Here is a 16,496-nt window from a genome sequence, read left to right as displayed (position 1 = left end):
GTTATGCTTCGATTGTTATTAACCATATTTTTATTTGTTAGTTGTTTTAGTTTTAGTCAACAGGTTGCAGATTTAAGGATTCAAGGTAACACCAAGCTAAAAACTAGTTTTATTAAGAAAATTTCTAAAATTAAAGCAGGTGTTGCTCTTGATTCAACAGTAATTGAGAACGATATCCAAAGATTAAAGCGATTACCTTCGGTTTCGCATGCATATTATCAAGTATTTTATTCTCATGATAATTCATACAATGTTTTTTATAACATTGAAGAGAATTTTACATTAATACCTACTGTAAATATTTATACTACTAATGACAATGAGTTTGCTTATAGGTTAGGCTTGTATGAGTTTAATGCTTTAGGGAAAAACATTGCTTTTGGAGGTTTTTACCAAAAGGATATTTATAGTTCGTACGCCATAAACTTTAGAGCACCTAATTTATTTAATAGACAGTTTGGTTTGGCAATTAATTATCAAGATTTAACTACTGAAGAACCTGTTTTTTTTGATAATACAACTGCAAATTACAAATACAACAATGAATCGTTTGAAATCTTAGGTCTTTACGAATTAAACTTTCATAATAAGATTGAATTAGGAGTAAATTATTTTACCGAAGATTATAAATATACCTCAGGAGCCACAAGCCCTGATGTATCTGAATCAATAAGAGTTCATAAGTTACTTTATAAAGGAATTTATAGTTATGATAATTTAAAGTATCATTATCAATTTGTGTCAGGATTTAAAAGTATGCTTAATGTGCAATATGTGACTTCCAGAAATAAATCACTTCCAGATTTTGTTATAGGTTGGAATGATTTTTTCTATTTCAAGCGTATTAAGGATAAAGGGAATTGGGCAAATAGATTACGAATAGGTGTTTCTACAAACGACAATACACCTTTTGCACCTTTTTCGGTAGATAATAATGTAAACATAAGAGGTGTTGGTAATACTATAGATAGAGGCACAGCTTCTATGGTTTTAAATAGTGAGTATAGACACACACTATATGAAAAGGATTGGTTTGTATTACAAGGAAATGCTTTTATTGATGCTGGGACATGGCGAAATCCTGGAGGAGAAATAAAAGATTTACTAGATAGCGATAATATTAAAGTATATCCAGGAGTTGGGTTAAGATTTATTCATAAAAAAATATACAATGCTATTTTTAGAATTGATTATGGTGTAGGTGTAACTCCAGATACTACGAGTGGATTAGTATTTGGAATTGGGCAGTATTTTTAATGTATGTGTTTTATGTAATACTGATGTAAATCTTTAGCAGAAGCACCAAACCATTTTTTTACATAAATAGTCCAAAAGTGTCTTTGTAGTTTCCAAATACCATTTTTATTATAACGTCTTGCAGAAGTAGTTATCCATCTTTTTATAACAGTAAATTCGTTGATTTTATAGAGTTTGTTTATAAAGTCAATATCTTCATAAATAGTAAAGGCTTCATCATAACCACCTAATTGGTTAAATATATCTTTAGAAACAAATAGACTTTGATCTCCACCTCTGGATGCTCTCCAGTTAAATTGAGTTAACCAACCTGCAAGCTTTAACCACCAATGGTTGCTATTAAATTTCATTTTAAAACAACCTGCTTTTTTGGTTTGATTAAGTATTGATTCGTCAAATCCTAATGGAGGTAAGCTATCGGCATGTAAAAAATAAAGGATGTCTCCTTTAGCATATTTTACCCCATGATTCATTTGTTTAGCACGTCCTTTAGTAGTACTTAAAACAGTAGCTCCACCTTTTTTAGCAAGTTTTATGGTATGATCTGTACTGCCACCATCTACAATTATAACTTCAATAACAGATTTGGTTATGGCATGTGTTTTAAGATGAAGAAGCAACTTGGTTATAGTTGCTTCTTCATTTAAAACAGGAATAATAATAGAAATATTATTCATTAAGATTCCAGTTGTATTCAGTATAAGAAGTTTTAGCTTTTTTAGCGATAGTTGTTTTTGAATATTGATTTATAAAATCAATCACAGAACCATCTGTTTTAAAGTCATTTTCAAACCACTTAAAAATTTTAGATATTTTAATGTTCTTTTCTTTAATAATATTTTTTGAAGTGTCTGCTAAAAATTCTTGAGTAGCAATAGTTAATTGTTCCTCTAGTTTTTTTGCTGTAAAAGCACTATTAATCAATTTAGGACATGAAACAGAAGCGCAAACAATAGCAAAATGAATTCTTGGTTCGTCCATTTTACGTAAAATATTATGTTCAATATTATTTAATGATAAAGTTTCTCCTCCAATATTAATAAATTTTTTATCCCAAGGTTTTCCTAAGTCTTTTATACTGTTTACTGGATAATTATCGATAATTAGTTTAACAGTAAAAGCATTATAAGCGTTTATCCAATAGGCAAGTTTTACTTCTCTAGAATCTGAGTTGCTTGGTTTGTTATTGGATAGGTATTCCAAATAGGTGTTTAATGTACTGGTATCTGTTTTAAATCCTTTGTAATCAACATTACCTTGACTAGAAACATATTTATTTAATAGGTTATTCCAAGTGTCATGATTATTGCTGTTTGCAAATCCATTTGTAGTGCTAAAAAGAGCAATTATTAAAATAAGAATGTAATTTTTCATAGTATATTTTTTTCTTGTTGTTTTGACGAGAAAAAAGTTGAAAACTTACTGATTTTTAACAACAACCTCCACCATCATAATGATAAGTAGATTCGCTAATAAAAATATCATCTCTGTTTAGCGATGCTAATTGTCCTGCAGTTTTATCGCAAATAGCTAAAGGCTGATTTTTTAATAAAACATGTCCAGCTTTATCATCAAAATAATCGTCATCACCAAAATAAATAGCTGCTTTTCCAGTAAAAATACAAGGGCCATCTGCTGGCATTGGATCTTTAATTGCTGCTACTTCAATAGATTCGATATAGATCAATTCATCTGTAGGATAGTTTTTAGGGTCTAAAATACGATAAGGTTTTCTTGCTCTAATTTCAATGGTTCCAAATCCAGCATCTGTAAGTGCTTTTACATATTCGGCAATAGGTAAACTTCCACTTAAGCATAAAGCACGTAAACGTTCATCATTACGAAGTGTGTCATTCATTGGTTGTTCACAAGTAGGATCACTCATTACTAAACGACCATGAGGTTTTAATACACGATACATTTCTGCAATAGCTTTTTGTAATTCTTCCGCTTTAAAAATATTGAATAAGCAATTTTGTGCAGCAACATCAATACTGTTGTCTTCAACAGGAAGATGTAATGCATCTCCTTTTTTTAAATCAACAAATTCAGATTTAAACCAGTCATTTTGAGCTTCGGCTTCCTTAAAGTTTTTACGAGAGGCTTCTAGCATTTCATCAACAACATCAACACCTATTACACCACCTTTTTGACGGTTGAAATATGAGAATTGTAATAACTCCATACCACCACCAACTCCAACATATAGCATTTTTGGATTGTTAGTTAAATCGCGAGCATGTACTGTAGAACCACATCCATAGTTCATTTCTTGCATTATTTTAGGGATTTTTAATCCAGGTAATTCCCAAATAGGATTTGTTGTACAGCACAAACCAACATCTGGAGTTAATGCTGCTTCTTTATATACGTCGTGAGTAGTTTCTAAATAGCTCATAATTATTTTTAAATAAATTTATTATTGTAAATGTAACCTATCCATAATCTATTGAGTGTAACCAATATTACACAATTAGATGGTTTTTATTAGCCCTTTAAATAGCGTAATCATATCAGGTTCTGCTTTTGCAGCCATTTCTATAATTTCAGCAATATTTACAGGTTTTAGATTATCTGGGTCGCATTCATCTGTTAAAACTGACACAGCAGCTGCTTTTAATTTTAGTTGATTAGCTACAATAATTTCTGGAACTGTACTCATACCTACTGCATCTGCACCAATGGTTCTTAACATTCGGTATTCAGCTCTTGTTTCAAGTTGAGGTCCTACAACACTAGCATATACACCTTTGTGTAGTGTTATATTATTAGCAGTAGCAATTTCTTCAAACTTCTTATTAATGTTTGTGTTATAAGGAGCACTCATGTCTACAAAGCGTTCTCCAAGTTTTTCAACACCTTTAAAGGCTAGAGGAGAACCACCTTGCAAATTAATATGGTCATCAATTAGCATTAATTCACCTTTTTTAAAATTTAAGTTAATTGCGCCAGAAGCATTAGAAACTAAAAGTGTTTTAATACCTAATTTTTCCATAACTCTAACTGGATAAGTAATGTCTTGAAAAGTATAGCCTTCGTATAAATGAAAGCGACCTTGCATTACTACTACTTTTTTTCCTTCAAGTAAACCGTATATAAGTTTTCCTTTATGAAATTCTACTGTAGCTGTAGGGAAGCTTGGTATGTGGTTATAACTTACTTCTTTTAAAATATCTATTTCATTTATAAGTTGCCCTAATCCTGTTCCAAGGATGATACCAACTTCTGGGGTTTCAAATCCTTTATCTTGTAAATATTCTACGGTTTCGTTTAAAAATTTAACCATTGTATGATATTATGTTTTTTAATTCATTATAATTTTTTAGATCTTCAAAAGTATCTATATCGTTTAATTCTTCTAATAAATGTACGTCAAGATTTTGTAAATCTTGCATTGTTTGCTCAAAGACCGTTTCGGTTCCCCAATGTTTGTTTTTAAAAACTTGAGGATGTAATTTTTTCATTCCTAATAAGTAATAACCACCATCTTCTGCAGGACCAAGTACCACATCATTATTGTCAAGTTGATTAAAAGCTTGGACAATATGTTTTGATTTCAAATCGAATAAATCACTACCAATAATAACGACTTTGTCGTAATGATTATTAAAAGACTCTTGAAAAGCATTTAGCATTCTATAACCTAAATCTTTACCCTGTTGCTGGAATTTATGATATATAGTTTCATCCCAAATGTCTTTAAATCTCACTTTAACTGAGTAATAGATGGCTTTATCACAATCAATATTTCTAATAGTGTTTTGGGTGTGTTCTAATAAGAATTTATAGATGTTTAAAGCGTCATTATTTCCAATAGTTTTAGCTAAACGTGTTTTTACTTTACCAAGTTCTGGGTTTCTAGTAAAAACAATAATAAGGTTTTTACTCATGCACTTTTTCTCCTTTAATTAACCATTTGCTCCATTCTTTTGAAAATACATGTACTTTTTCAGTAGTGTTATTGTTTAAGTCAACAACTTTTAATCCTTTATTTTTCCATTCAAAAATGCCTCCATATAAATTTAGAACATTATTGAAGCCGGCTTTTTTAAGTTTTTTAGCGATTACTTCAGACCTAATTCCAAGTGAGCAATACACAACAATTTGAGCATTTTTATCTTTGATATCAACATCTTTGATTTTAAAAGTGTCATAGCCAATAAATTGTGCATTTTCAATATGACTTGTGTTAAATTCAATACGCTCTCTAGCGTCAAGAATTATGGTTTCGGTTTTTAACTTTGATAATTCTTCAACCGAAATATAAGGAATTGTATGTGTGTTATAGGTATCCAATAATTCGGTTAATGTTTCTTGACTAAAGCCCATAAAACAAGAAAAAAAGAAGACTGTATTTAATAAAAGTTTTTTCATTTTTAAGCTACTGTACCTTGACAACTACTACCAGCTCCAGCAGTACAACCATAACAATGTTGAGAAATAATGATATTCCTGTTTTCTAATAGTTCTTTATTATATTCACTTATGTGCTTTGATTTGCTTGCTACTTTTAAACCTAGCATTTGGTTAAAATCACAATCATATAACCAACCATCCCAACTTACAGATAAGGTGTTTGTACACATAACATTTGCTACTGCTGTAGGATTGTATGCGTCAACTAAGGCGTACATATAGTCTTCGTAATTGTCTGATGCGATTAAGTAGTCTAAAAATCTACTTATTGGTAAATTGGTAATAGCGAATAAATTATGAAATTCTATATTAAAATCTTCTAATAAAGCTTTTTTAAAGTCTTTTTCTAAACTCATTTGGTCACCAGGTAAAAATGCGCCAGAGGGGTTGTAGACTAAATCTAGTTTTAAACTACTATTTGGCATTCCATAACCTACCTTGTTTAGTTGTTGTAAAGCTTCAATAGATTGATTAAATACACCTTCTCCACGTTGTTTGTCGGTTTTACCTCTTGTCCAATGTGGCATTGATGAAACAACATGTATATTATGTTTTTTGAAAAACTCTGGTAAATCATAATACTTTTTGTTGGCTCTGATAATGGTAAGATTTGAACGTACAATAAAGTCCTTAATTCCAATTTTTGATGCTTCTTCTACAAACCATCTAAAGTTTGGATTCATTTCAGGTGCACCTCCAGTTAAGTCAAGCGTGTGAGCTCCAGTTTTTTTAATAACATCCAAGCACATTTGCATAGTCTCTTTAGTCATTATTTCTTTTCTGTCTGGGCCAGCATCAACATGACAATGTTCGCAAACTTGATTACACATATACCCTACATTTATCTGTAAGATTTCGAGTGTTTTTGGCTTTAGAGGAAACTGATTTGTTTCAGCAATTTTTTTTGCAAATGTTGGTAATTCTCCATCTTGGAAAATACCATTGGATAAAATTTCTAATTGCTTGTTGCTGTTAGCTAATTCGCTTTCTCTTTTTTTAAGTGACTTTGTTGCCATTAATTACATTTCCAATTTATTAACTTTATTCATCATTTGGACACCATGAACTAAAGTTGCACCACTTTTAATTGCTGCTCCTACATGAATGGCTTCCATCATTTCTTCTTTTGTAATACCACGTTGTAAAGTGTCTTTAGTATACGCATCAATACAATAAGGACATTGCTCAGTATGAGCAACAGCTAACGCAATTAATGCTTTTTCTCTTGCTGATAATGCACCTTCTTCAAATACTTTGCCATAATAATCAAAGAATTTCTCACCTAATTCTTCACTCCATTCAGTTATCTTTCCAAATTTTCTTAAGTCTGAAGGGTCATAATATGTTTTAGACATATGTTTTATTTTAAGTTTATGATATTACACTTTCATTAGTACGGTAAAATACAAAAAGTTTACAGTTATATAGAGAAAAATATATAATTGAAAACTATGAATCAATAAGTTGAATTTTGTTAATTATTTGTTAAAAAAATACAGACTTGTCTGTTTTATTAAAAATGGTTTTATATTTGTTGCATGAAAAAATTAGGAGTAAGAGAACGTATTATAGAAACAGCATCAGATTTATTTTATAATCAAGGATTTAATCAAACAGGGATTAATCAAATTATTAAAGAGTCTAATGTTGCTAAAGCAAGCATGTATCAGCATTTTAGATCTAAAGAGGATATAGCCGTAGCTTATTTAATTGAAAGGCATACTATGTGGATGGGTCAATTAGCTGAATGTGTTTCTGTTCAAAATACATCAAAAGGAAAAGTTATTGGCTGTTTTGATTTTCTTGCTAAATGGTTAACTGAAGTTAACTTTAGAGGATGTGGTTGGCAAAATATAATTACTGATTTGCCTGAAGACCATCACAAGATTAAGCAACAAGCTATTTTGCATAAAAATGATGTAAGGAAATGGATTCATGATTTATTGATAAATGAAGACCAATATTCTATAGATGAAGCTAAAGAACTAGGTGATGAAGTCTTAATTTTACTTGAAGGAGCAATAATACTATCCCAAATTCAAAAGGATGAATGGCCTATAAAAGTAGCTAAAAAGGCCTGTGTTAAAATTTTAGCATAATCACAATAGAAAATAAAGATTAAAAAAACTAAAACAAAAAAGACAGACCTGTCTGTATTGGTATGAAGCAAATTAAACCACCTTTTACTAAGGAATCAGCATTAGAGAAAGTACAATTAGCAGAAGATGCATGGAATAGTCAAAACCCTCAAAAAGTTTCAATGGCATATTCAATAGACTCTAAATGGAGAAATCGTAATCTATTTTTTAAAGGGAGGGAAGCTATAGTAGCTTTTTTAACTCGAAAATGGGAGAAAGAAAAACACTATAAACTAAAGAAATACTTATGGTGTTATACCGACAATAGAATATCTGTTAGATTTATTTATGAGTGGTATGATGAAGTTAAAAAGGAATGGTACAGAACACATGGGAATGAGCATTGGGAATTTAATGAGCAAGGATTAATGCAAGTAAGAGATATGAGTGCCAATGATATTAAGATTAAGGAACATGAGAGAATTTTATAAAATTATAATTAAGAATAAATAAATTGAATATAAACACTTAAAAATTAGAAAAAATGAAAACATCAATCAAATCAATTTTAAGTATAGCTTTTGTAGCTATAATGTCTGTAGTGTTATTCTCCTTTACTACAGAAGACGAACCAGTTGTGAATCAAAAATCAACAACTACAATATCTTATAATACTATTAAGATAAAAGATCTAGATATATTTTATAGAGAAGCAGGAGATAAAACTAAACCAACAATATTGTTGTTGCACGGTTATCCTACATCATCACATATGTTTCGAAATTTAATAACAGACTTGTCTGTACAATATCATGTTATTGCACCTGATTATCCAGGTTTTGGTAGAAGTGAGCAACCATCAATGAAAGATTTTGAGTATACATTTGATAATATGTCTTTAATAGTTGAAGATTTATTAATGAAATTAAACATTGATAAATACAGTATTTATTTAATGGATTATGGGGCGCCTATTGGGTTTAGAATAGCTTCAAAATACCCTAAAAGAGTTGAGTCTTTAATTATTCAAAATGGAAATGCATATGATGAAGGACTAAAGGATTTTTGGATACCAATTAAAAAATACTGGAATGAGTATACAAAAGAGAATGGTAAACCATTAGAAGGTTTTCATTCCCCAGATGGCTTAAAATGGCAATATACTCATGGTGTGAAAGATGTATCTAAAATTAGCCCAGATAATTGGCATATAGATTTACAGCATTTAACTAGAGATGAGAATAATGAGATACAATTAGCAATGTTTTATGACTATAGAACTAATGTGCCTCTATATCCAAAATGGCAAAAATATTTTAGAGATTACCAACCGCCAACTCTAATAGTATGGGGAAAAAACGATTACATTTTTCCAGCTGATGGAGCATATCCATACAAAAGAGATTTAAAGAATTTAGAGTTTCATTTATTAGATACAGGTCATTTTGCTCTTGAAGAAAAGGGTGATGAAATTGCTAATTATATTTTGAAATTTTTAAAGAAAAATAATATTAAATAATAATCTATCAGCTCGAGTTTTTAGTGGTTTTTCATAATGTGTAAAAAAGAAGTAATTCTTCTCGAGCTGAGATTTTTTAACAATAAAACTATAGAAAATGACAACACATATAACTAATACAAGTTTATTCCATTATAGAAAATTAGAACTAGTAAACGCAAGTAAAAGAGTTAAATGGAATTACAAAAGACGTTTACGAATAAAAATAAAGTAAAAAATAGATTAATAGCTATAATAACTATGAGAGCACATATTAAATATATGAGCAGATGTATTGAATTGGGTAAAGAAGCATTACAAAATGGAAATCCTCCAGTAGGATCAATTCTTGTAAAAAATGATGTTGTAATAGGTGTTGGTAAAGAATCTGTAAAATTATCAAACGATGTTACAAGACATGCAGAAATTGAAGCCATTAAGGATGCATTAATAAATCATCAATCATTAAACGACTCTACCCTTTATACAACACACGAACCTTGTGTAATGTGCTCTTATGTTATTAGATACTACAAAATAAAGACTGTTGTTTATGGTACTAAATCTAGTTATGTAGGCGGATTGACGTCAAAGTATAATATCCTTGAGGAAAAGGATATTCCTAAATGGGAATCACCACCTAAAATTATTCAAGGAATTTTAGAGAATGAATGTATACAACTTTCAAGAACATATAAAAACATTTTAAAGTAATGAAGTATCCAAGTGATATAGTTTTTACACCATCAGTTAAAAAGTTTCAAGAGTATTATAAATCTAGAAATAGTTATGCTCGAATGGAAAAAACAAGAGGATGGAATACAAAAGCAACAAATGATCTTGCTAAGTTTTTAACTGAGATTGATTCTTTTTATTTAGGCACTGCAAACTTAAATGGACAACCTTACATTCAGCACCGTGGAGGAAATAAAGGATTTTTAAAAGTAATAGATGAAGAACATTTAGGATTTGTTGATTTTTCAGGAAACAAACAGTACATATCAATAGGTAATTTAAGTGAAAATAGTAAAGCGACTATTTTTTTAATGCATTATCCAAGTCAAACTAGAATTAAAATTTGGGGAACAGCAAAAGTTATAGAAGATACAAATACTATTATGTTATTGAAAGATGACTATAATGCTAAAGTTGAAAGAGCAATTGTATTTAAAATAGTTGCATGGGATATTAACTGTCGTCAACATATTAAGCAGAGATATTCGATAGATCAAATTGAGAAAATTATTGAACCTTTGAAAAAGAGAATTAATGAATTAGAAAAGGAACTTGAAAACAGAAAGTAATATCTTATGATGAAAATAATAGCATTCTTAATAAATCTTCTTGTATTTACTATTGCTTTTGGACAAAGTGATAGTAATAAAAATAGCATACTACTTGAAAAGGTAACAATAATAAGTCCTGAAAATAAGAGTCAGTATGTAGGTTATGTTTTAATAGAAGGTAAGCAAATAAAAAGAGTTAGTAAAAAAAAGCCACGTATTAAGTCTCATACTAAAGTGTTTAATTTTAGTGGAAAATACATCATTCCAGGTCTTATAGATAGTCATGTTCATGTTAGTGGAGTTAATGGGTTAACAGATAAAGATATAATCAATAATCCAAAACTTGTAGAAGAGTTTAAAGATCAATTACCTAAAAGTTACCTTTACTTTGGCTATACAACATTAATAGACTTGTCTACACCAAATTTAGAAAGTTTGGAGATGTTTGAAAGCAAAAAGGTTAGACCGAATTTATATCATGTTGGTTCAGGAGCAGTTATAGATAAAGGTTATGGACTTACAAATTGGAATGATTCATTGCCCAATTTTATAGCTTTAAAAAAAAATAATAAAGACCACACAGTTAATTCTGTTGTTCAGAGAATTAAGAAAACTGGAGCAATTGGAGTAAAGACATATTATGAACCTGGATTTGACCCTAATGTTGAGAGAATGCCTGTGCCTACTCCTAAAATAATGAGTGACTTACTAAAAGAAACGGAATTAAATAATATGTTGCTTCTAGTGCATGCTAATTCTATTGAAAGTCATGAGTTTTTATCTAATTACAAGATAGATGTATTAACTCATGGTTTGTGGCGTTGGGGAAGCTATTCTATTATTAATAATAAAATCCCAAAGGAAATTTCTCGTGTTTTAGATAAAGAAATTGAAAATAAAATAGCCTATACACCAACATTACAAGTTATAAATGGATTAAAGGCTATGGCAGAAATTAATTATTTAGAAGATGAACAATTAAAGTATGTATTACCAAATTCAGTTATACAATGGTATAAAGCAAATCAAGATAAACTATATCTTGATGTATTTGGAAATGCACCAAAAGATGTCATCTTAAATAGTTTTAATAGGATAAATAAGCAGGGACAATTTTCTTTAAATTATTTACATAAAAATGGAGGGATAATTCTTTTTGGTACAGATACACCATCCTCTCTTACTTACGGTAATCCACCAGGTTACAATGGTTTTTTAGAAATGAAGCAAATGTATACTTCTGGAATGTCACTTAAAGATATTTTAAAAGCGGCTACTATAACTAACGCAACAATATTTAATCTAGATAAAAAATATGGAACAATCGAATCAAAAAAAGTAGCAAACCTTGTCATTTTAAATAAGAACCCACTTAATACAATTGAAGCTTATAATTCGATTCATTCAATAATTATAAATGGGAAATTAATTAATAGAGAGAAACTTAAAGCAAACTAGGGTTATGAAAGCAAATCAAAGAATATTGGATAGGTTGAAATACTTAAACTTAGAATTACCAAGTGTTACTTTACCAGGAGGTACTTATGTTTCTGTTAATGTTCGTAATAATATTGCATATGTTGCTATTCAATTTCCTATTCTAGAAAATTCATTTTTTTATCAAGGAGTTTTAGGAGATGAAATTTCTACTCAGGATGGAATTTTAGCAATGCAAATGTGTGCTTTAAATGTTTTATCACAAATAAAAGATAAAGTTGGCTTCGATAGCATAGAAGGGTTAAATCATATAGATGTTTATTATCGATCTTCAGAGCAATGGGATGATTCTCCTATTGTAGCAGATGGTGCTTCTGAATTGTTTTTAAATGTATTAGAAGAAAAAGGAAAGCACACTAGAGCTATTTTTGGAGTTCAAAATTTACCACGAAATTTCTGTGTTGGTTTAACAGCTACATTCACTACTAAAAGTATTAACAAATATGAAGACAAAATTTTATAATAAGCATCTAAAAGCTACTATAAATATTTTAGCTTTTTTCTTTGCAATAACTATTTCAAGTCAAACTCTATCGCAAAAAATAGATAGTATTGTTCAAATTCATCAAGCAAAAGGGTTTAATGGAAATATACTTTACTCTAAAGATAATAAGGTTGTTTTTACAGGAAATTACGGTTATTCTAATTTAGATTCTCGAAGTCCACTTAAGGATACTACCATTTTTGAGTTAGCATCTGTCTCTAAACAATTTACAGCTTTAGCTATTGTGCAATTAGTAGAAAAAAAACACTTTAGATATGATACTAAAGTGTATGAGCTTATTGAAGGTTTTCCTTATAAAGATATTACTGTAGAGCATTTATTGCGTCATCAATCGGGATTGCCTGAGACTCAGGGACTTTTATATAATAAAAAAATCTGGAACAGAAAGAAGATGGCCACTAATAATGATTTAATAGAAATACTAAATAAACACCATTTTGATTTGAATTTTACACCTGGTAGCCAGTATGATTATAATAATACTGGGTATATTATTTTAGCTTCTATAATTGAAAATATTAGTGGTCAATCTTATAAAGATTATATAACATCAAACATTTTTGTTCCGGCAAACATGATGCACTCAAAAGTATATGACTTAAACGATATTCCTGAAAATTCAGAGAACTCTACACAAGGCTTCATTTATAACAAGCAAAAAAAGAAATATCAAAAAATAGAAAATAATAAAAGCCACAAGCATGTAAAATGGATGAGTGGAATTTTAGGTGATAGAGGTATTTATGCATCAATCATAGATTTAGAAAAATGGAAGCAGGCTCTTAGAACGAATTTATTAATATCAGAAAGAGGCAAACAAAAAATGTTTTCGGTTGATTCAATCTCGCCAAAGTATGGTTTTGGTTTTGCAATTTATCAAACAAAAAGTAAAGGTAAATGGGTTTATCATAATGGCAGTTGGTCAGGTTATAAAACATCAGCTATATACTTGCCTGAAACTAATGAGTATTTATTAATTCTTAGTAATAATAGATATGAAGAAACATACAAGTCTTTTGAAGAAGACTTATATAAAGTAATACAATAATTTAATCCTAAAGTAATGAATAGGACACTAGAAGAACAGAGAAAAGAATTTATAAATAGAAAGTTTTTAGCGACTCCATTCGCGGGATTAATAGCTTGGTTATTAGTTGGAATATCAGGATTGATTTTTCCTGATAAAATAACTGTTTGGGTGTTGTTTATAACTACAGGCTGTATTGTGTATTTGGCAATTTTTATATCAAATTTTACAGGTGAAAATTTTATAGACAAAACTAAACCTAAAAATGAATTTGATGCTTTATTTTTATTTACTGTTGGTCAAGCAGTGTTAATTTATTCTATAGCTATTCCATTTTTTTTAACAGACTATACTTCATTACCGTTAACTATAGGAATATTAACTGGAACTATGTGGTTGCCTTTTTCTTGGATTATTAAGCATTGGGTAGGTGTTTTTCATGCAATAGTTAGAATTGTATTAATAGTCTTTTTGTGGTATTTGTTTCCTGAAGGCAGATTTGTAACAATTCCTTTTAGTATTGTTTTAGTTTACCTTATTACAATTTTTATTTTGAAAAAGAGAAGAGCCTAAAAGAGAATATGAGTTGATTTAATATTATCAAATTTCATAATGTGTTTTCTTTCCTTAATGTATTGGAATAGGACATATGGTTTTGGATAGAGTGATTTGATTTTATTTATTTTAAGTTCTTTTTCTTTTGTAATTGATTGTTTTTTAGTGACTTAACCGTGTGTTTTGATGCTGTTTTAGCTTTTGGTTGTTTGAGTTTAGTTGTTTTGTTTCAGGAAAAAGTGTGACATTTAAGTAAAAATGAGGTGTATTTTATTACGTAGGCTACATTTGCTCGTAGTTGATTAATAAATTACATAAACTATGAAAAAACATTACACTTATTTTTGCTTATTGTTTGTTTTGAGTCTTTTTACAAATGCTCAAGATTATACAATTACTCATAACATTGGAACATCTTTATCAAATGGTTATGGATGTTTTGGTGCTGATAATTACATGGCAAGACATTTTGATTTATCCAGTTTAGGTGTTGCAGGAGCAATAGATATTGAATCTATTGATTTAGGAATTTTTCAAAACGATCAAGAGCAAACAATTACAGTTAATATTTATGAAGTAGATGGTAGTTTTCCAACTGGATTTAATTGGGATGCTTCTAGTTTATTAGGATCAGAAGATTTTACTTTAGATGCTATTAATGTTGGTAATTCAAATTTCACTGCAGAAATGAGAAATTTTGTATTTACTACACCAATAAATATACCTTCTAGTGTAACTCATATAATGGTTGAGTATGTTACAAACGATTTAATTAATTTTCAACCTGCAGTAGGTGTTGGTAATGGAGAGACAGGGTATTTATATACACTAGGATGTGGTGGTTTACCAGGATATACAGCTTCTGTAGATTTATTTGGAGCTAATCAAGAGTATTTTATATCATTAAATGCTTATGATGCAGCATTACCACCAGCTGATTATACTATTACTTATAACTTAACAACAAGTTTAAGTCAAGCTCAAACTTTTTTGTGTGGACCAAATGATAGAATTGCTAGACATTTTGCAATGTCTGATTTTGGTATTGCAGGACCTGTTGAATTAGCTACTATTGATTTAGGAATATTTCAATTAGATCAAGACCAAAATGTAACAGTAACTATTTACGAGGCAGATGGAGCATTTCCAGCAGGATTTGATTCATCAACAGCACCAGTTTTAGGTACAGAGGATTTTTTAATGACAGCTGTTAATCCAGGAAATATCAATTTTGCAGCAGAAATGAGAAGCTTTGATTTTACTACGCCTATTGTTGTTCCAGATACAGTATCACATATTGTTGTAGAGTATCTTGTACCAGGAGATGATGGTTTAGGAGGAATTGTTAACTTTTTACCTGCAGCAGCTGTAGGAACAGGTCAATCAGGGTATTATGGAACTGATGGATGTGGAGGCCCAATACCATTAACAGCAACTGTAGATTTATTTGGAATTAATTATGAGTATTTTATTTCGTTAAATGCTTATGATACAACTATAGATCCGCCAACTCCAGATTATACAATTACTTATAATTTAACAACAAGTTTAAGTCAAGCCCAAACTTTTTTGTGTGGACCAAATGATAGAATTGCTAGACATTTTGCAATGTCTGATTTTGGTATTACAGGCCCAATTGAATTAATGACTATTGATTTAGGAATATTTCAATTAGATCAAGACCAAAATATAACTGTAACTGTTTATGAGGCAGATGGAGCATTTCCAGCAGGATTTGATTCATCAACAGCACCAGTTTTAGGTACAGAAGATTTTTTAATGACAGCCGTTAATCCAGGAAATGTCAATTTTGCAGCAGAAATGAGAAGTTTTGACTTTACTTCTCCAATTGTTGTTCCTAATGCAGTATCTCATATTGTTGTAGAGTATCTTGTGCCAGGAGATGATGGTTTAGGAGGAATTGTTAACTTTTTGCCTGCAGCAGCTGTAGGAACAGGTCAACCAGGATATTATGGCACTGATGGATGTGGAGGCCCAATTCCATTGACAGCAACTGTAGAATTATTTGGAATTAATTATGAGTATTTTATTTCATTAAATGCATTAGATACAACACTTTCTAATAATGATTTTGAATTAGTTGATAATGAATTAGTTATTTATCCTAATCCAGCAAGTGATATTGTAAATATAAAAACAAGTAGCAGCAGCCAAGTTGTAAGTATTGAGGTTTATGATATATTAGGAAAATTACAAGGAGCATCATCAGGTTTAAACCAAATAGACGTTTCTAGTTTAAGTGAGGGTATATATATATTACAAGTTGAAACAAACTTTGGTAAAATTTCAAAACGAATAGTTAAAAAGTAAGTTTTTCATACATAATGTTTGAAGGTGGCCTATTTTTGGGTCACTT

19 protein-coding genes are annotated in these 16,496 nt (G+C 29.8%); 11 read left to right on the top strand and 8 right to left on the bottom strand.

Annotated features, from left to right (window positions below; all coding sequences use genetic code 11):
• Positions 1 to 3: 3 nt before the first annotated feature.
• Positions 4 to 1,257, top strand: a complete 1,254-nt coding sequence (locus ACLII3_RS03825) for a POTRA domain-containing protein (RefSeq protein ID WP_412986611.1) — start codon at positions 4 to 6, stop codon at positions 1,255 to 1,257.
• On the opposite strand, the gene ACLII3_RS03820 is transcribed toward ACLII3_RS03825, so the two are convergent.
• The 8 genes from ACLII3_RS03820 to ACLII3_RS03785 all read right to left on the bottom strand — a co-directional run bounded on the left by ACLII3_RS03820 (position 1,254) and on the right by ACLII3_RS03785 (position 7,028).
• Complete coding sequence (locus ACLII3_RS03820) at positions 1,254 to 1,934, bottom strand: TIGR04283 family arsenosugar biosynthesis glycosyltransferase (protein ID WP_412986610.1); 681 nt, start codon at positions 1,932 to 1,934, stop codon at positions 1,254 to 1,256. The genes ACLII3_RS03825 and ACLII3_RS03820 overlap by 4 nt on opposite strands.
• Positions 1,927 to 2,631, bottom strand: a complete 705-nt coding sequence (locus tag ACLII3_RS03815) for a DUF547 domain-containing protein (protein ID WP_412986609.1) — start codon at positions 2,629 to 2,631, stop codon at positions 1,927 to 1,929. Before ACLII3_RS03815 ends, ACLII3_RS03820 begins: the two co-directional genes overlap by 8 nt.
• A 55-nt stretch (positions 2,632 to 2,686) precedes the next feature.
• Positions 2,687 to 3,655, bottom strand: a complete 969-nt coding sequence (gene arsM / locus ACLII3_RS03810) for an arsenosugar biosynthesis arsenite methyltransferase ArsM (RefSeq protein ID WP_412986607.1) — start codon at positions 3,653 to 3,655, stop codon at positions 2,687 to 2,689.
• 75 nt (positions 3,656 to 3,730) lie between these two features.
• Positions 3,731 to 4,543: a purine-nucleoside phosphorylase gene (locus tag ACLII3_RS03805; protein WP_412986606.1), complete on the bottom strand. Its 813-nt coding sequence runs from the start codon at positions 4,541 to 4,543 to the stop codon at positions 3,731 to 3,733.
• A complete protein-coding gene (locus ACLII3_RS03800) occupies positions 4,536 to 5,147 on the bottom strand; it encodes a TIGR04282 family arsenosugar biosynthesis glycosyltransferase (RefSeq protein ID WP_412986605.1) in 612 nt (203 codons plus the stop codon). The genes ACLII3_RS03805 and ACLII3_RS03800 overlap by 8 nt, the downstream gene beginning before the upstream one ends.
• Entirely contained in the window at positions 5,140 to 5,631 is a 492-nt protein-coding gene (locus ACLII3_RS03795; protein WP_412986603.1) for a rhodanese-like domain-containing protein, read from the bottom strand. Before ACLII3_RS03795 ends, ACLII3_RS03800 begins: the two co-directional genes overlap by 8 nt.
• Positions 5,632 to 5,633: 2 nt before the next feature.
• Positions 5,634 to 6,689, bottom strand: a complete 1,056-nt coding sequence (gene arsS, locus ACLII3_RS03790; protein WP_412986601.1) for an arsenosugar biosynthesis radical SAM (seleno)protein ArsS — start codon at positions 6,687 to 6,689, stop codon at positions 5,634 to 5,636.
• A gap of 3 nt (positions 6,690 to 6,692) precedes the next feature.
• The gene (locus ACLII3_RS03785) at positions 6,693 to 7,028 is read right to left on the bottom strand and encodes an arsenosugar biosynthesis-associated peroxidase-like protein (RefSeq protein ID WP_412986600.1); all 336 of its coding nucleotides are present in this window, start codon (positions 7,026 to 7,028) and stop codon (positions 6,693 to 6,695) included.
• Between the two features lie 183 nt (positions 7,029 to 7,211).
• Here ACLII3_RS03785 and ACLII3_RS03780 point away from each other — a divergent pair, with 183 nt between their 5' ends.
• The 10 genes from ACLII3_RS03780 (at position 7,212) to ACLII3_RS03735 (ending at position 16,450) form a co-directional block, all read left to right on the top strand.
• Complete coding sequence (locus ACLII3_RS03780) at positions 7,212 to 7,772, top strand: TetR/AcrR family transcriptional regulator (protein WP_412986598.1); 561 nt, start codon at positions 7,212 to 7,214, stop codon at positions 7,770 to 7,772.
• Between the two features lie 62 nt (positions 7,773 to 7,834).
• Positions 7,835 to 8,242: a nuclear transport factor 2 family protein gene (locus tag ACLII3_RS03775; RefSeq protein ID WP_412986596.1), complete on the top strand. Its 408-nt coding sequence runs from the start codon at positions 7,835 to 7,837 to the stop codon at positions 8,240 to 8,242.
• A gap of 53 nt (positions 8,243 to 8,295) precedes the next feature.
• Positions 8,296 to 9,270 carry an alpha/beta fold hydrolase gene (locus tag ACLII3_RS03770; protein WP_412986594.1) on the top strand — a complete coding sequence of 325 codons (975 nt, stop codon included), beginning with the start codon at positions 8,296 to 8,298 and terminating at the stop codon, positions 9,268 to 9,270.
• 240 nt (positions 9,271 to 9,510) lie between these two features.
• The gene (locus tag ACLII3_RS03765) at positions 9,511 to 9,963 is read left to right on the top strand and encodes a nucleoside deaminase (RefSeq protein WP_412986593.1); all 453 of its coding nucleotides are present in this window, start codon (positions 9,511 to 9,513) and stop codon (positions 9,961 to 9,963) included.
• Positions 9,963 to 10,553, top strand: a complete 591-nt coding sequence (locus ACLII3_RS03760) for a pyridoxamine 5'-phosphate oxidase family protein (RefSeq protein WP_412986591.1) — start codon at positions 9,963 to 9,965, stop codon at positions 10,551 to 10,553. Before ACLII3_RS03765 ends, ACLII3_RS03760 begins: the two co-directional genes overlap by 1 nt.
• Before the next feature lie 6 nt (positions 10,554 to 10,559).
• Complete coding sequence (locus tag ACLII3_RS03755) at positions 10,560 to 11,993, top strand: amidohydrolase family protein (protein WP_412986589.1); 1,434 nt, start codon at positions 10,560 to 10,562, stop codon at positions 11,991 to 11,993.
• 4 nt (positions 11,994 to 11,997) lie between these two features.
• The gene (locus ACLII3_RS03750) at positions 11,998 to 12,495 is read left to right on the top strand and encodes a RidA family protein (protein WP_412986587.1); all 498 of its coding nucleotides are present in this window, start codon (positions 11,998 to 12,000) and stop codon (positions 12,493 to 12,495) included.
• Positions 12,476 to 13,585 (top strand): serine hydrolase domain-containing protein, encoded by a 1,110-nt coding sequence (locus ACLII3_RS03745; RefSeq protein WP_412986585.1) that lies wholly within the window; start codon positions 12,476 to 12,478, stop codon positions 13,583 to 13,585. Before ACLII3_RS03750 ends, ACLII3_RS03745 begins: the two co-directional genes overlap by 20 nt.
• A gap of 15 nt (positions 13,586 to 13,600) precedes the next feature.
• Positions 13,601 to 14,137 (top strand): DUF7010 family protein, encoded by a 537-nt coding sequence (locus tag ACLII3_RS03740; protein WP_412986583.1) that lies wholly within the window; start codon positions 13,601 to 13,603, stop codon positions 14,135 to 14,137.
• 303 nt (positions 14,138 to 14,440) lie between these two features.
• Positions 14,441 to 16,450: a T9SS type A sorting domain-containing protein gene (locus ACLII3_RS03735; RefSeq protein WP_412986582.1), complete on the top strand. Its 2,010-nt coding sequence runs from the start codon at positions 14,441 to 14,443 to the stop codon at positions 16,448 to 16,450.
• Positions 16,451 to 16,496: the final 46 nt, after the last annotated feature.

This window comes from Pontimicrobium sp. IMCC45349 (assembly GCF_047219225.1).
Classification (GTDB): domain Bacteria; phylum Bacteroidota; class Bacteroidia; order Flavobacteriales; family Flavobacteriaceae; genus IMCC45349.
The sequence above is the reverse complement of the archived record's forward strand: the minus strand, read 5'-3'. Positions and strand labels throughout refer to the sequence as shown.

Bases quoted from the DNA above. Each gene is read 5' to 3' on its own strand.
- ACLII3_RS03825 (WP_412986611.1), top strand. From the start codon at position 4: ATGCTTCGATTGTTATTAACCATATTTTTATTTGTTAGTTGTTTTAGT.
- ACLII3_RS03820 (WP_412986610.1), bottom strand. From the start codon at position 1,934: ATGAATAATATTTCTATTATTATTCCTGTTTTAAATGAAGAAGCAACT.
- ACLII3_RS03815 (WP_412986609.1), bottom strand. From the start codon at position 2,631: ATGAAAAATTACATTCTTATTTTAATAATTGCTCTTTTTAGCACTACA.
- arsM (WP_412986607.1), bottom strand. From the start codon at position 3,655: ATGAGCTATTTAGAAACTACTCACGACGTATATAAAGAAGCAGCATTA.
- ACLII3_RS03805 (WP_412986606.1), bottom strand. From the start codon at position 4,543: ATGGTTAAATTTTTAAACGAAACCGTAGAATATTTACAAGATAAAGGA.
- ACLII3_RS03800 (WP_412986605.1), bottom strand. From the start codon at position 5,147: ATGAGTAAAAACCTTATTATTGTTTTTACTAGAAACCCAGAACTTGGT.
- ACLII3_RS03795 (WP_412986603.1), bottom strand. From the start codon at position 5,631: ATGAAAAAACTTTTATTAAATACAGTCTTCTTTTTTTCTTGTTTTATG.
- arsS (WP_412986601.1), bottom strand. From the start codon at position 6,689: ATGGCAACAAAGTCACTTAAAAAAAGAGAAAGCGAATTAGCTAACAGC.
- ACLII3_RS03785 (WP_412986600.1), bottom strand. From the start codon at position 7,028: ATGTCTAAAACATATTATGACCCTTCAGACTTAAGAAAATTTGGAAAG.
- ACLII3_RS03780 (WP_412986598.1), top strand. From the start codon at position 7,212: ATGAAAAAATTAGGAGTAAGAGAACGTATTATAGAAACAGCATCAGAT.
- ACLII3_RS03775 (WP_412986596.1), top strand. From the start codon at position 7,835: ATGAAGCAAATTAAACCACCTTTTACTAAGGAATCAGCATTAGAGAAA.
- ACLII3_RS03770 (WP_412986594.1), top strand. From the start codon at position 8,296: ATGAAAACATCAATCAAATCAATTTTAAGTATAGCTTTTGTAGCTATA.
- ACLII3_RS03765 (WP_412986593.1), top strand. From the start codon at position 9,511: ATGAGAGCACATATTAAATATATGAGCAGATGTATTGAATTGGGTAAA.
- ACLII3_RS03760 (WP_412986591.1), top strand. From the start codon at position 9,963: ATGAAGTATCCAAGTGATATAGTTTTTACACCATCAGTTAAAAAGTTT.
- ACLII3_RS03755 (WP_412986589.1), top strand. From the start codon at position 10,560: ATGATGAAAATAATAGCATTCTTAATAAATCTTCTTGTATTTACTATT.
- ACLII3_RS03750 (WP_412986587.1), top strand. From the start codon at position 11,998: ATGAAAGCAAATCAAAGAATATTGGATAGGTTGAAATACTTAAACTTA.
- ACLII3_RS03745 (WP_412986585.1), top strand. From the start codon at position 12,476: ATGAAGACAAAATTTTATAATAAGCATCTAAAAGCTACTATAAATATT.
- ACLII3_RS03740 (WP_412986583.1), top strand. From the start codon at position 13,601: ATGAATAGGACACTAGAAGAACAGAGAAAAGAATTTATAAATAGAAAG.
- ACLII3_RS03735 (WP_412986582.1), top strand. From the start codon at position 14,441: ATGAAAAAACATTACACTTATTTTTGCTTATTGTTTGTTTTGAGTCTT.